The organism is Pseudomonas cremoricolorata (genome assembly GCF_000759535.1).
In the GTDB taxonomy this organism is placed as follows: Bacteria; Pseudomonadota; Gammaproteobacteria; order Pseudomonadales; family Pseudomonadaceae; genus Aquipseudomonas; species Aquipseudomonas cremoricolorata_A.
Genome location: NZ_CP009455.1, coordinates 1889866 through 1904118, shown reverse-complemented (window position 1 = coordinate 1904118; position 14253 = coordinate 1889866). Strand labels below are relative to the sequence as shown.

Below are 14253 nucleotides of genomic sequence, written 5' to 3'. Positions count from 1 at the left end.
CTGCCGACTGAACCGGGGAGCCTGCCTGGCAGAAGGTCCCATCACGGCTCGGAACGCTGGACGAGGTCTTCCATCCCCCCTATAAATGCCAAGATCGCCGATCCCGCCCGCGCGCGCCTGTCCCATTCCTTCAACCGCGAACGAATAGCCTCCATGACCCTTGCCATCCGCGAAGCCTCATCAGACGACCTGCCCGGTATCCTCGCCATCTACAACGACGCCGTGCACAACACCCTGGCGATCTGGAATGAACAGCCGGTAGACCTCGCCAACCGCCAGGCGTGGTTCGAGGCGCGGGCGCAGCAGGGGTATCCGATTCTGGTGGCGGTGGATGCCAGCGGCGTGCTCGGCTATGCCTCGTTCGGCGACTGGCGCCCGTTCGAGGGCTTTCGCCTGACCGTCGAGCACTCGGTGTATGTCCGCCACGATCAGCGTGGCAAAGGCTTGGCGGGGCAGTTGATGACAGCGCTGATCGAGCGTGCTCGCGCTTGTGGCAAACACGTGATGGTGGCAGCCATCGAGAGCGGCAATGCCGCTTCGATTCGTCTGCACGAACGCATGGGCTTCGTCTTGACCGGACAGATGCCACAGGTAGGGGTGAAATTCGGTCGCTGGTTGGACCTGACCTTCATGCAGTTGCAACTGGACAATCAGGCACAACCGCCCGCCGCGATCACACCTGCGTAAATCGGCCCAGGCGCTGGCGCAGCATGCTGTTCTCGGTGCGCAGGTGCTGCACCTCCTCCAGCAACTCCAGGGCCAGCGCCACTCCTTCCCACTCCAGCTGCAATTGCTCGCGCAGCTTGGCGGCGCGCTTGGCCAGCAGCGGCGCCTGATCGTCGAACAGCCATTCGTCCGGCGTTCGTCCCTTCGGTTCGACGATGCCATGCTCGACGATCTCGATGACATAGTCGGCAGACACGTTGGCTTCACGGCACAGGGTACGCATGTCCAGTTGCACGATCAGGGTGCTGCTCATGGTCACTTACTCCAGTTGGCCCTCGGATCGAAGGCGGCATGCTGTGAGAGTTGGGTCCACAGTTCACGGCTGGTGGCATCGGACTGACTCGGCATGACCACCTTGAGTTGGGCGTACAGGTCGCCGCGCTCGCCCTGCTTGTTGGCCAGGCCCATGCCTTTGACCCGCAGGCGCTGGCCGCTCTGGCTGTCGGGACGGATGGTCAGGTTGATGCGTCCGGTCAGGGTCGGCACGGCGACCTTGGTGCCCAACGCCGCTTCCCACGGCGCCAGCGGTACGGTGATGATCAGGTCGTGGCCTTCGACGTCGAACTGCGGGTGCGGGGCCAGGCGGATGGTCAGGAACAGGTCGCCGTTGGCACCGCCACCAATGCCCGGCGCGCCCTGGCCCTTCAGACGGATACGCTCGCCATCGACCACGCCGGCCGGAATCTTCACGTTGAGGGTCTTGGTGCTGAAGCCGGTGCGCTGGCCGGCGGCATTGCTCTGCGGCACCTGGAAGCTGATCTGCTTGGAGTCCTTGCTCAGGGTTTCTTCGAGGAAGATCGCCAGCTCCAGTTCAACGTCCTGGCCGCGCCGGCCAGGGCTGCGCTGCTGCTGGCCGCGGCCGAACGGGCTGCCGCCACGGTTGCCGAAAATCGAGCTGAAGAAGTCTGAGAAATCGCCGTTCTCGAAACCGCCGCCGGCACCGCCGCGGCTTTCCCAACCCGGTGGCGCCTGGAACGGCCGGCCATGCTGGCCGCCGTACTTGCGCAGTTCATCGAACTCGGCGCGCTTCTGCGCATCGCCGAGCACTTCATAGGCCTCGTTGGCCTCTTTGAATTTGTCCTCGGCGTCGCGCTCCTTGCTGACATCGGGATGATACTTGCGCGCCAGCTTGCGATACGCGGCCTTGATGGCCTTGTCGTCAGCAGTCGGCTCGACGCCCAGTATCTTGTAATAGTCTTTGAAGTCCATCCAAGGGTCACCAATGTGAAATACGTGTTGCCACTGAAGATAAGGCCCAAGAATAGCCGTTCAAGGTCACCTTGGGGGTTTTGCCAGGCAGATCGACGGTCTTGATTTAGCTGCGCACTCGCATACACTGCGCGGCCGTTTTGCCTCCGGAAGCTTTTCTTCATGTCTGACGTATCACCGGCCCGCGCCTGCGGCATCGACTTCGGCACCTCCAACTCCACGGTCGGCTGGCATCGCCCCGGGGTCGACTCGCTGATCGCGCTGGAGGACGGCAAGATCACCCTGCCTTCGGTGGTGTTCTTCAACCTCGAAGAACGTCGCCCGGTATACGGTCGCCAGGCCCTGGGCGAATACCTGGAAGGCTATGAAGGCCGGCTGATGCGCTCGCTGAAAAGCTTGCTCGGCTCCAAGCTGATCAAGCACGACACCAGCGTGCTGGGCACGGCACTGCCGTTCAAGGACTTGCTCGGCCTGTTCATCGGTGAACTCAAGCAACGCGCCGAGGCCAACGCCGGGCGCAGCTTCGAGCAGGTGGTGCTGGGCCGGCCGGTGTACTTCGTCGACGAAGACCCGGCTGCCGACCAGGAAGCCGAAGACACCCTGGCCGAGGTGGCGCGCAAGATCGGCTTCAAGGACGTGTCGTTCCAGTACGAACCGATCGCTGCGGCCTTCGACTATGAAGCCAACATCAGCCGTGAAGAACTGGTGCTGATCGTCGACATCGGCGGCGGTACCTCTGACTTCAGCCTGATTCGCCTGTCGCCCGAACGTCATCACCAGGACGAGCGCCACAGCGACATTCTCGCCACCGGCGGGGTACACATCGGCGGCACCGACTTCGACAAGCAGCTGAGCCTGCAAGGGGTGATGCCGCTGTTCGGCTATGGCAGTCGGATGAAGAGCCAGGCACTGATGCCGACCAGCTACCACCTCAACCTCGCGACCTGGCACACCATCAACGCGCTGTACTCTAAGAAGTCGCAACTGGCGCTGGGCAGCATGCGCTACGACATCGAAGACACCCTCGGCATCGACCGCCTGTTTAACCTCATCGAGCAGCGCGCCGGCCACTGGCTGGCGATGGAAGTCGAAGCGAGCAAGATCGACCTGACCGAGCAATCGCAGCGGCAGATCGACCTGAGTCGCATCGAAGCGGGCCTGACCGCCGAGCTGACCCGCGCGCTGTTCGAAAGCGCCATCGATGGCTTGCTCGTGCGTGTGCGCGGCAGCGTGCGCGAATTGCTGAACAAGGCCGGTGTCACTGAGCAGCAGGTCGACACGGTGTTCTTCACCGGCGGCTCCAGCGGTATTCCGGCGCTGCGCAACAGCGTCGCGGCCATGCTGCCCAATGCCCGCCATGTCGAAGGCAACATTTTCGGCAGCATCGGCAGCGGCCTGGCCATCGAAGCGCGCAAGCGTTACGGCGTGTCGAGCCTGTAGCCGCGACTGGCCAGGCAGGTGCCCAGCGCCTGCTGGTAACCCTGCAACACCTCGGGTGCCGGTGCGTAGCTGGCGCTGGCCGGGTCGAAGCCGGTCTGGCTGACCGCCCAGCGGTAGCACTGATAGCGATCCTGCTGCTGTTGCTCGGGACTCTGGCCGCTGAGCGGGTACGGATCGATCATCGCCGCACCACCCGGCAGCGGTGCAGGCGCGGCGGGGTCGACCACCACGTACTCGCCGCTACCGGGCAGGTACTGGTAGTACGTGTCGGCAACCACGAACAGCGGTCTTCCGCCCAGCCAGACCTCCTGGGCATAGTCGGGCAGCATTTCCACACGCAGGCCACGTGGCGGGGTCACCACCACGTAGGCGTTGCCGTAGGGGCGATACCAGTAGCCGCCGGAATAGAAATACTCATCACCCCGGTAAGGAATCTTCCAGTAGCGCTCGGGGAAGCGCTCGATGTGCTGCCCGGGCCGGTAATGCGGGCCGCCACCCCAGCCATCGCCATGCCCCGGTGGACGCCCGGGCCAGTCGCCGCCTGGCCGCTGGCCTGGGCCGCCGGCCTGCCAGCGGCGGTAGTCGCCGTCTCGTCGCGGGATGTCCTGGTAATAGCCTGGGCGTGGTGGCTGGGTCTGGCGCACTTCGTCGCGGCTGTTGAGTGGCGACTGGCCTGCCGGTGCGGCGCCAGGCGCGTCCGCAGGGCCGAGCGCCAGGGCGCTGGCGGTCAGGCTCAGGCAAAACAGGGCAACACAGGTATCACGGCCCCGGCGTGGCTTCATGGCGTCTCTCTCGGGCAAATTGGCAACAGGCCTGCTGAGTCTACGCGTTCGTTGCGCCCAGGCGATGAATCCTGGGCATGAAAAAAGGGAGGCCTGCGGGGCCTCCCTCTTGAATGGTTGTCCGTGCTCGACGTGGATAACGCCGGCTCACCTCACCTGGTCTTCTGGACTCGGTGTAGCCCGGGGGCCTGGCCGATCCGATGGGATGGCTGGCCGCAAAGCCCCGTCTAGGGCGCTTCGCTGTGGACTGATGTCCGGGCAGTGATTCTGTGGATAACGATAGCGCTACGCTGCCGGCAGATGATTGCGAATATTGCTCAGATAAATAGCACTTGCGCAATTTTTAACTCTCTATTGATAATTCGCGGCAATCCGAAAAGAAAAGGCCTTACACATGAGCAAACTCGACCGCTACGACCTGAGCATCCTCGCCGAATTGCAGCGCGATGCGCGGATTTCCAACCAGGAATTGGCCGAGCGCATCGGCCTGTCGCCCTCGCCCTGTTCGCGGCGGGTCAAGCAGTTGGAAGACGACGGCTATATCTCGCGCCAGGTCGCGTTGCTCGACCGCAAGAAGCTGGGCCTGAGCCTGACCGCCTATGTGCTGATCGGCATGGACCGCCACACCCCGGAGCGCTTCGAAACCTTCGAGGCGGCGATTCGCAGCCTGCCGCAGGTGCTCGAGTGCTGCCTGGTCACGGGTATGGACGCCGACTACCAGCTCAAGGTGGTGGTGCCGGACATGGACCACTACCAGAAACTGCTGCTGGGCAGCCTGACGCGCATCGAAGGGGTCACCAGCGTGCGCTCCAGCTTCGTCCTCAATCAGGTGCTGGCCAGCACCGAGATGCCGCTGACTCACCTGCGCTGAGTCCGCCCTGCCGGCGTATACTCGCCGGCCGACTCACGGCTGATGGAGCATGGCGATGGACCCGGCGGTTTTCGAAGAGTGGATGATGATCCTCCTGGTCAGCGCGCTGATCGGCTTCATGGGCTTCATCGTCTGGGACCTGGCGAAGCAGTCGCAAGCGGGCCGCTTCGGCACGCTGATCCTGTTCGGCGTGCTGGGCCTGGGCGTACTGGCGTTCATCATCAAGAGCGTGGCGGTGGCGCTGATCGAAGGCCTCTGAGCGTCACAGCCTGGCTGGCACTTCGCGCCAGCTGCCAGGCTCCAGATCATCGAGTGCCCAGTCACCGATACGCACCCGCACCAGGCGCAGGGTCGGCAGCCCCACCGCCGCAGTCATGCGCCGCACCTGGCGGTTGCGCCCTTCCCGAATCACCAGCTCCAGCCAGCAGGTCGGCACGCTCTTGCGAAAGCGTACCGGCGGCGTGCGTGGCCATAGCGCCGGCTCGTCCAGTTGCCGCGCCTGGGCGGGCAAGGTCGGGCCGTCGTTGAGCTGCACGCCGTCGCGCAACTGCTGCAACTGCGCCTGGCTGACCTCTCCTTCCACTTGCACCCAGTAGGTCTTGGGCAACTTGTGCTTAGGATCGGCAATGCGCGCCTGCAAGCGGCCATCGTTGGTCAGCAGCAACAGCCCTTCGCTGTCACGATCGAGGCGTCCTGCCGGGTAGATGCCGGGGATATCGACGAAATCCTTGAGCGTTGCGCGGCCTTCGCCGTCGCTGAACTGGGTCAGCACGTCAAAGGGTTTGTTCAGCAGAATCAGCCGCGGCTCGGCCGGCGGCGCCTTGGCCTGACGCCGTTGGGCGGCAGGCCGCGGCGCTGGGCGACGCGGGGTGGGACGGGACGGCGGGGGCATGCAACCTCAGCGGAACGGCGGCTCATCGAAGCTGCGCAGTTTACGCGAGTGCAGCGAGTTGAGCTCGGTGCGCAGCAGGTCGAGGGCGGCGATGCCGATCTTCAGGTGCTGGCTCACCGCGCGGTTGTAGAACGCGTTGGCCGAACCGGGCAGCTTGATTTCGCTGTGCAGGGGTTTGTCGGACACGCACAGCAAGGTGCCGTAAGGCACCCGCAGGCGATAGCCCTGGGCGGCGATGGTGCCGCTTTCCATGTCCACCGCCACGGCGCGCGAGAGGTTGATCAGCGGCCGTTCCTGGGCCCAGCGCAGCTCCCAGTTGCGGTCGTCGTAGGTCAGCACGGTGCCGGTACGCAGGCGCTTTTTCAGTTCATCGCCACGCTCGCCGGTGATCTGCGCCGCCGCCTCCTGCAACGCCATCTGCACCTCGGCCAGCGCCGGGATGGGAATATTCGGCGGCACCACGCGGTCGAGAATGCCGTCACGGCGCATGTAGGCGTGGGCCAGCACGTAGTCGCCGATGGTCTGCGATTGGCGCAGGCCGCCGCAGTGGCCGATCATCAGCCAGCAGTGCGGACGCAACACGGCGAGGTGGTCGGTGATGTTCTTGGCGTTGGACGGGCCGACGCCGATGTTGACCAAGGTGATGCCATCGCCATCGGCAGCAATCAGGTGGTAGGCCGGCATCTGGTAGCGGTGCCAGACCACGCTGGCCACCAGCCCCTGGACCTCTTCCTCGGCCATGGTGTTGTCGATCACCACGTTGCCGGGCAGCACCATGCGCACGAAACGCGGGTCGTGGCGCAGTTGCTCGAGGCCGTGGGCGATGAACTGGTCGACATAACGGTGGTAGTTGGTCAGCAGGATCCACGGCTGCACGTGGCGCCAGTCGCTGCCGGTGTAGTGCACCAGACGGCGCAGCGAGAAATCCACACGCGCGGCGTCGAACAGCGCCAGCGGCAGGGCCTCGGCGTTGCCCCAGTCCCACAGGCCGTCGGCGATGTCATCGGTGGCCGCCGACAGGTCGGTACTGGGGAAGACCCGCGCCAGTGCCGCTGCGGTGATGCCGCTGCCGGCCAGTTCATCGCCTTGGTCGACCACATAGGGGTAGGGAATACTCTGTTCGCTCATGCCGACTTCCACGGTCACCGTGTAGTCGTTCATCAAGGGGCGCAACTGGTCGAGCAGGTAGCCACGGAAGGCTTCGGGCTGGGTCACGGTGACGCTGTAGGTGCCAGCCACCTGAACCTTGGCATAGGCCCGGGTAGTGGCGGCGACTTCGCCCTGGCTGTAGTAGGTCAGGCGCAGGGCCGGGTAGCGGTACAGCGCGCGTTCGCTGGGGCTAGGTTCGGAACGGTCCTTGAGGTAGCGCTTCAGCGCTGCGCTGAGGGCGCCGGTGGCCTGTTCATGCAGGGCCGCCAGACGGTCGACGGCCTGTTCGGGGGTATCTACGACTTCAAACGCTTGGCTCACGCGGGGCATCCTGTCTGGACATGCAGGGCACTCATCTTGCCTCGGTTCGCCGGGAAATACACCCCCAGTGCCTGCTGGTCAGAGCGGCCAGGGCGGTGTCGCCCGCGCCACCAGGGCAGCGACGTCGGTGCCGCGCGGCAGCGTGCCGTAGAGCCGCCCGCCAGCGTCGAGGCGGCTGCCGATGAACGCTTCGCTGAGGTGACTGGGGCCGCCTTCGAACAACAGCCTGGCCTGCACCGCCAAGGCAATGTCTTCGCTCAGTTGCCGGGCACGGGAAGGCAGCTCGGCGGGATCATCCAGCGCCTGGCGCAGACGCTGGATGTGGACGGCCAAGCGGCGGTCGCCGTGCCCGTCACCCAGCTCGTCGAACAGCGCCTCGCGTACACCGTCTTCCCTGTCCAGGGCGCGCAACACATCCAGGCACTGCACGTTGCCCGAGCCCTCCCAGATGGAATTGACCGGCGCTTCGCGGTACAGCCGCGGCAGGATGCTGTCTTCGATATAGCCCGCGCCGCCCAGGCATTCGGCGGCTTCGTTGATCATCGCCGGGGCACGTTTGCATATCCAGTATTTGCCCACGGCGGTCATCAACCGGGCGAACAGCCGCTGCTGGGTATGGTCCAGGCGGTCCAGCGCCTGGGCCATGCGCAGGCTCAGGGCCAAAGCCGCTTCACTTTCCACGGCCAGGTCGGCCAGCACGTTCTGCATCAGCGGCTGTTCGCTGAGCAGGCGCCCGCTGACCGTGCGGTGGGCGCAGTGATGGCTGGCCTGGGTCAGCGCCTGGCGCATCAGGGCGCTGGAGCCGACCATGCAGTCGAAGCGGGTCATGCCGACCATTTCCAGAATGGTGGCGATGCCCCGTCCCTCTTCGCCCAGCATCCACGCCAGGGCGCCGCGAAATTCCACTTCGCACGAAGCATTGGCGCGGTTACCGAGCTTGTTCTTCAGGCGCTGGATGTACAGCTCGTTGCGGCTGTCGTCGGGGCGGTGGCGTGGCAGCAGAAAGCAGCTCAGGCCGTGTTCGGTCTGCGCCAGTGTGAGGAAGGCATCGCACATCGGCGCCGAACAGAACCACTTGTGCCCAAGCAATTCGTACGCCTCGCCCGGCCCGCTGGCCGCCACCGGGAACGCCCGTGTGGTGTTGGCACGCACGTCGCTGCCGCCCTGCTTTTCGGTCATGGCCATGCCCAGGGTGACGCCGGCCTTGTGCCGGTCGCCAACGTTGCGCGGGTCGTAGTCGCAGGCCAGCACCTTGGGCAGCCAGTGGGCGGCCAGCGACGCTTGCCGGCGCAGCGCCGGGACGGCAGCGAAGGTCATGGTCAGCGGGCAGCCGCTGGCCGCTTCGGCCTGGCTGTGCAGGTAAGTCATGGCCGCGCGGGCCACGTGCGCGCCGGGGCGGGGTTCGCTCCAGGGCAGTGACGGCAGGCCATGTTCGATGGCCGTGCGCATCAGCAGATGATAGGCCGGGTGGAAGTCGACCAGGTCGATGCGGTGCCCATAGCGGTCATGGCTGTGAAACTGCGGGGGATTGGCCTCGGCAAGAAATCCCGCAGCCATCAGCGGGCCGCCCGCCAGCGCGCCATAGGCCTCGATGCGCGCCTCGGCCCAGCCGGCGCCGAAGTGCCTGGCCCAGTGCTGCAAGGGCAGGTCGATGCGGTACAGGTTGGCGCCATCGAGCGGCGGCGGCTGGTTGCTGACGGTGTGGGTTTCGGCGTACGCGTGCAGGTTCATGGGCGCCTCCAATCGATGCGCATGATCGCAGCCGTTGCGTGCGACCTGTCCTACAGAGCCTAGAAGCGTCCGCGACGCTGCGCCTCCTCAACCTGCGGCACCCGCCCCTGCACCACCGCCAGGCTCAGGCTCAGCTCGAAGCGGCTGCCCTTGCCTGGGGTCGAGACCTGCGACAGCCGCGCACCGAGCAGCTCGGCCATCTGCCGGCAGATCGCCAGGCCGATGCCCAGGCCGCCGTGCTGACGGGTGGTGGAGCCGTCGATCTGGAAGAACCGCTGATACAGGCTGGCCTGGTCGAGGTCGGCGAAGCCGATGCCGCTGTCGATCACGCTGAAGGTCAAGGCCACCCGGTCAGGCCCGGTGCGACGGCCACGCACCTGCACCATCACCCCGCCCTGGGCGGTGAACTTCAGGGCGTTGTCGAGCAGGCAGGCCAGGCAGCGCGTCAGCTTCTGCGCATCGCCCAGCAGGTACTCGGGCAATTCCGGGCTGAGGTCGAGGCTCAGGTACAGCCCTTTACCCAACGCCTGGCCGGCGTAGCGCGCGCGCAGCTCCTGCAGCAGTCGACCAAGGTGGAACGGCACTGCCTGCGCCTGCAGGCGCCCGGCCTGCAGCTCGGTCAGCACCAGCAGGTCATCGACCATGGCCAGCATGTCGTGGGCGGCTGCGCTGGCGCTACGGTGAAACTGCGCCTGTTCGGCGCTAAGCGTGGGTGAGTGGAGCAGTTCCAGCGAACCGACCACGCCGTTCATCGGCGTGCGCAGTTCATGGCTGACGGTGGCGAGGAACTCATCCTTGAGCCGATTGCTGCGCGCCAGTTGCTGGTTGAGCTGCTCGAGCGTGGCGCCGGTTTCACGCAGGGTGCGCGCCTGTTCGTCGCGCATACTGTTGATACGGTCGGCCAGCGCCAGCGACAACAAGGCCACTTCCAGCGCCGAGCCAAGCTGGCTGGCGTACATGGTCAGGAACACGTTGGGCAGGTACCCCAGCACCATCAGGGAGTTGATCAGTCCGCCAAAGAGAAACGCCGACCAGGCGATGATGAACCAGCGCGCTACCCGCAGCCCGCGCCACCAGGCCAGCAGGCCTGCTGCGAAGATGCTCAGGGTGAATGCCAGCGCCAGCCCGGTCGCCAGGCGCAGCGCCAGGCCGTAGGGCGCCAGCAACGCCATGGCCATCACTACCGCAGCAGCGGCCATTAGCCCGCGCAGCAGACGGTCGCAGGCACGGCTGACACGCGCCAGTTGCAGGAACTGCCGGGCGAACTGGCAACCGAACAGCCCCGCCGCGCCGATGAAAAAGGGCGTCGCGGCATTCGCCCACCAAGGGTTGTCGGGCCACAGGTAGGCAACGCCGGCCCCGTTGACCGACACCTGGTACAGCCCGAACGCGGCGATATAAAGGATGTAGTAGAGGTAGGCGACATCACGCACGCTGACGTACAGGAAGAAGTTGTACACCAGCATCACCAGCAGCACACCGTAGATCATGCCCAGCACATACAGGCGGCTGGGCTGCTGCTCGATGTAGGCATGCGCCGACCACAGGGTCAGCGGCGCCTGCAGCGAGCCCTCGCTGTGGATGCGCAGGTAGACGGTGGTGGTGTGGCCGGGGCGCAGCGGCAGGTCGAACAGGTAGGCATCCTGGCGGATCTGCCGGCTGGCGTAGGGCAAGGCGTCGCCTGTGCGTTGCGCCAGCCGGTAGCCGCCCTGGCCATCGGGCAGGTACAGCTCGAGGTGATCCAGCGGTGGATACGCCAGCTCAAGCAGCCACTGCTTTTGCGTGCTGCCTGGGCCTTCGCTGTAGGTCAGCGGCACCTTGAGCCAGAACACCGAGCGTGAATAGCCGGCATTGAGCACGTCGCGGTCCTGCTGGCGAAAGCCGCGAAAGCGTGGCGCGCTGACCTCGTCGATGGTGCTGGCACCGCCGCGGTCTTCGAACACCTGCAGGGCCCGACCCAGCTCCAGCCGCGTGGTGGCGTTGTCGAATCCGACCGCCTGGGCCAGCAGGGGCACGCAGCCCAACAGGAAAATCAGCAAATAGCGCATACAGCCCCAGCATGGCCCGTCCGTCGGCGTCGCAGTGTTCTCCTGTCCGTGTGAGAGAGGGCGCTGGAGGGCGCCCGCCTATCGAATCGATCGCGGACTCTAGCATAGCTTGCCCAGGTAACGCCCCCACTCGCACAGCGCGCAGGCCGCACCGCGCCTGGGCTGGCAACCCTGGCAAGGAGCCTGGCCAGGCACCTGGCGCGTCGTCCTGGACGGTTTGGTGGTAAGCTCGGCGACCATGACTATCTATAGCTCCCGCCCCGTTGTCCTCTGTCTCTCCGGCCACGACCCCAGTGGCGGCGCCGGTCTGCAGGCAGATATCGAAGCCCTGCTCGCTCAAGGCTGTCACGCCGCACCTGCGGTGACCGCGCTGACCGTGCAGGACACCGTCAATGTCAGCGACTTCCGCGTGCTCGACCGCGAGTGGGTACTGGCCCAGGCCAATGCCGTGCTCGCCGACTCGCAGGTCGCCGCGGTCAAGCTGGGTATGCTCGGCTCGATCGAGATGGTCGACACCGTCGCAGAACTGCTCAGCGCTTATCCGCACCTGCCATTGGTGTGCGACCCGGTGCTGCGCGCCGGCGGCGGTGGCCAGCTGGGCAAGGACGAGGTCGGCTACGCCCTGCGTGAGCGCCTGTTGCCGCTGTCGGTAATCGCTACGCCCAACCTGCCCGAAGCACGCATTCTCGCTGAACTGCCCAACGGCACGGCCGATGAATGCGCCGAGGTGCTGCTGCGGTTTTGCCGCAATCTGCTGATTACGGGCGGGCATGGCGACGAAGCGCAGATCCACAACCGTTTCTACAGCCGCTTCGAGGCCCCACAGACCTGGCTCTGCGAACGCCTGCCCGGCAGCTACCACGGCTCCGGCTGCACCCTGGCCAGTGCCCTGGCCGGGCGCCTGGCCCTGGGCGAACAACTGCCCAGCGCGGTGCACAGCGCCCTCGACTACACCTGGCGAACCCTGCGCGACGCCGAGCGACTAGGCCACGGCCAGTTCGTCCCACGTCGCCTGCCGCTGGATTTCTGCTCCTGATCTGACGAGGCCCAAGATGACCCTACGCGGTCTTTACGCCATCACCGACAGTCAACTGCTGGCCGGTCGCCTGCTGCCTTATGTCGAGGCGGCACTGGACGGCGGCGTTCGCCTGCTGCAGTACCGCGACAAAAGCGACGACACCGCCCGTCGGCTGCGCGAGGCCGAGGCTCTGCAAGGTCTGTGCGAGCGCTATGGCTCGACGCTGGTGATCAACGACGACGCCGAGCTGGCCGCGCGCCTGGGGGTCGGCGTGCACCTGGGCCAGACTGACGGTCCGTTGACCCCGGCACGCGCCCTGCTTGGCAGTCAGGCCGTCATCGGCTCGACCTGTCATGCCAGCCTCGAACTGGCCGCCCAGGCTGCACGTGAAGGGGCCAGCTATGTAGCCTTCGGGCGCTTTTTCAATTCCCTGACCAAACCCGGCGCCCCAGCCGCCAACCTAGAGTTGCTGAGCCAGGCACGGGCGCAGATACGCCTGCCGATCGCGGTGATCGGCGGCGTCACCCTCGACAACGCTGCCCCGCTGGTCGCCCACGGCGCCGACCTGCTGGCAGTGATCCACGGCCTGTTCGGTGCCGACAGCTCGGCCGAGGTCACTCGCCGCGCCCGCGCCTTCAACGCCCTGTTCGCTTCCTGATTCAAGAGAGTATGTCCATGTCCCGTTCCGAAGACCTGTTCGCCCAAGCCCAGAAACACATCCCCGGCGGGGTCAACTCGCCGGTGCGCGCCTTCCGTAGCGTCGGTGGCACGCCGCTGTTCTTCAAGCACGCCGAAGGCGCCTACGTGATCGACGAGGACGACAAGCGCTATGTCGACTATGTCGGTTCCTGGGGGCCGATGATTCTCGGCCACGGCCACCCTGAGGTGCTGGAGTCGGTGCGCAAGCAATTGGCGCACGGCCTGTCCTACGGCGCGCCAACCGCCATGGAAACCGAGATGGCCGACCTGGTCTGCTCGATCGTGCCGTCGATGGAAATGGTGCGCATGGTCAGCTCGGGCACCGAAGCGACCATGAGCGCCATTCGCCTGGCCCGGGGCTACACTGGCCGCGATGCCATCATCAAGTTCGAAGGCTGCTACCACGGCCACTCCGACAGCCTGCTGGTCAAGGCCGGTTCCGGCCTGCTGACCCAAGGCGTGCCCAGCTCGGCCGGGGTGCCGGCTGACTTCGCCAAGCACACCCTGACCCTGCCGTTCAACGACCTGGCCGAGGTGGAAAAGACCCTCGCAGAAGTCGGCGACAGCGTCGCCTGCATCATCGTCGAGCCGGTGGCCGGCAACATGAACTGCGTGCCGCCTGCGCCGGGCTTCCTCGAAGGCCTGCGTGAACAATGCGACAAACATGGCGTGGTGCTGATCTTCGACGAGGTGATGACCGGTTTCCGCGTCTCCCTCGGCGGCGCCCAGGGCTATTACGGCATCACGCCCGACCTGTCGACCTTCGGCAAGATCGTCGGCGGCGGCATGCCGGTGGGCTGCTTCGGCGGCAAGCGGGCGATCATGGAATGCATCGCGCCACTGGGGCCGGTGTACCAGGCCGGCACGCTGTCGGGTAACCCGCTGGCGATGGCTGCGGGCCTGACCACCCTCAGGCTGATCAGCCGTCCGGGCTTCCATGACGAGCTGACGGCCTTCACCAGCCGCATGCTCGATGGCCTGCAGCAACGTGCCGATGCCGCTGGCGTGCCGTTCGTCACCACCCAGGCGGGGGCCATGTTCGGCCTGTACTTCAGCGGCGCCGACGATATCGTCACGTTCGACGACGTCATGGCCAGCGACTCTGAACGTTTCAAGCGCTTCTTCCATCTGATGCTCGAAGGCGGCGTCTACCTGGCGCCGAGCGCGTTCGAGGCCGGTTTCACCTCGATCGCCCACGGCGACAAGGAGCTGCAGATCACCCTCGACGCTGCCGAGCGGGCCTTCGCCGCACTGCGCTGAGGGCGCGATATCGCCAAGGGGAGCGGCAGCGTTCGCTCCCTGGGCAGAAATTCGCGTAAATCTTTGTAAGGTTGGCGTTGCTTATCCCATAATGTGCCACCAGACAT

14 protein-coding genes are annotated in these 14253 nt (G+C 65.8%); 7 read left to right on the top strand and 7 right to left on the bottom strand.

Annotation, left to right across the window (positions count from 1 at the left end):
* Positions 1-153 precede the first annotated feature (153 nt).
* Positions 154-687, top strand: a complete 534-nt coding sequence (locus LK03_RS08350; RefSeq protein WP_038411887.1) for a GNAT family N-acetyltransferase — start codon at positions 154-156, stop codon at positions 685-687.
* Here LK03_RS08350 and LK03_RS08345 read toward each other — a convergent pair.
* Positions 674-979, bottom strand: coding sequence for a chaperone modulator CbpM (locus LK03_RS08345; RefSeq protein ID WP_028695543.1), 306 nt, complete (start codon positions 977-979; stop codon positions 674-676). The two genes, LK03_RS08350 and LK03_RS08345, sit on opposite strands and share 14 nt — an antisense overlap.
* A gap of 2 nt (positions 980-981) precedes the next feature.
* Complete coding sequence (gene cbpA / locus LK03_RS08340; protein WP_038411886.1) at positions 982-1935, bottom strand: curved DNA-binding protein; 954 nt, start codon at positions 1933-1935, stop codon at positions 982-984.
* Between the two features lie 162 nt (positions 1936-2097).
* Here cbpA and LK03_RS08335 point away from each other — a divergent pair, with 162 nt between their 5' ends.
* A complete protein-coding gene (locus LK03_RS08335) occupies positions 2098-3375 on the top strand; it encodes an Hsp70 family protein (protein ID WP_038411885.1) in 1278 nt (425 codons plus the stop codon).
* On the opposite strand, the gene LK03_RS08330 is transcribed toward LK03_RS08335, so the two are convergent.
* Entirely contained in the window at positions 3354-4157 is an 804-nt protein-coding gene (locus LK03_RS08330) for a DUF6515 family protein (protein WP_038411884.1), read from the bottom strand. The genes LK03_RS08335 and LK03_RS08330 overlap by 22 nt on opposite strands.
* Before the next feature lie 394 nt (positions 4158-4551).
* Here LK03_RS08330 and LK03_RS08325 point away from each other — a divergent pair, with 394 nt between their 5' ends.
* Entirely contained in the window at positions 4552-5028 is a 477-nt protein-coding gene (locus LK03_RS08325) for an Lrp/AsnC family transcriptional regulator (RefSeq protein ID WP_028695539.1), read from the top strand.
* Between the two features lie 55 nt (positions 5029-5083).
* A complete protein-coding gene (locus tag LK03_RS08320) occupies positions 5084-5287 on the top strand; it encodes a DUF2788 domain-containing protein (protein WP_038411882.1) in 204 nt (67 codons plus the stop codon).
* Between the two features lie 3 nt (positions 5288-5290).
* Here LK03_RS08320 and LK03_RS08315 read toward each other — a convergent pair whose 3' ends face one another.
* From LK03_RS08315 to LK03_RS08300, 4 genes are all read right to left on the bottom strand, one after another.
* Positions 5291-5920: a pseudouridine synthase gene (locus tag LK03_RS08315; protein WP_038411881.1), complete on the bottom strand. Its 630-nt coding sequence runs from the start codon at positions 5918-5920 to the stop codon at positions 5291-5293.
* Between the two features lie 6 nt (positions 5921-5926).
* Positions 5927-7399: an AMP nucleosidase gene (amn, locus tag LK03_RS08310; protein WP_240478652.1), complete on the bottom strand. Its 1473-nt coding sequence runs from the start codon at positions 7397-7399 to the stop codon at positions 5927-5929.
* 69 nt (positions 7400-7468) lie between these two features.
* Positions 7469-9121, bottom strand: a complete 1653-nt coding sequence (locus LK03_RS08305) for an acyl-CoA dehydrogenase family protein (RefSeq protein WP_038411878.1) — start codon at positions 9119-9121, stop codon at positions 7469-7471.
* A 59-nt stretch (positions 9122-9180) separates the two neighbouring features.
* Entirely contained in the window at positions 9181-11169 is a 1989-nt protein-coding gene (locus LK03_RS08300; protein WP_038411877.1) for a sensor histidine kinase, read from the bottom strand.
* A gap of 238 nt (positions 11170-11407) precedes the next feature.
* Here LK03_RS08300 and LK03_RS08295 point away from each other — a divergent pair, with 238 nt between their 5' ends.
* The 3 genes from LK03_RS08295 to hemL are packed head-to-tail and all read left to right on the top strand — an operon-like array spanning position 11408 to position 14146.
* Positions 11408-12205: a hydroxymethylpyrimidine/phosphomethylpyrimidine kinase gene (locus tag LK03_RS08295; RefSeq protein WP_038411876.1), complete on the top strand. Its 798-nt coding sequence runs from the start codon at positions 11408-11410 to the stop codon at positions 12203-12205.
* 16 nt (positions 12206-12221) lie between these two features.
* Positions 12222-12845, top strand: coding sequence for a thiamine phosphate synthase (gene thiE / locus LK03_RS08290; RefSeq protein WP_038411875.1), 624 nt, complete (start codon positions 12222-12224; stop codon positions 12843-12845).
* Positions 12846-12862: 17 nt separating this feature from the next.
* On the top strand, positions 12863-14146 hold the full coding sequence (hemL, locus tag LK03_RS08285; RefSeq protein WP_038411874.1) for a glutamate-1-semialdehyde 2,1-aminomutase: 1284 nt from the start codon (positions 12863-12865) through the stop codon (positions 14144-14146).
* The last annotated feature ends 107 nt before the right edge of the window (positions 14147-14253 follow it).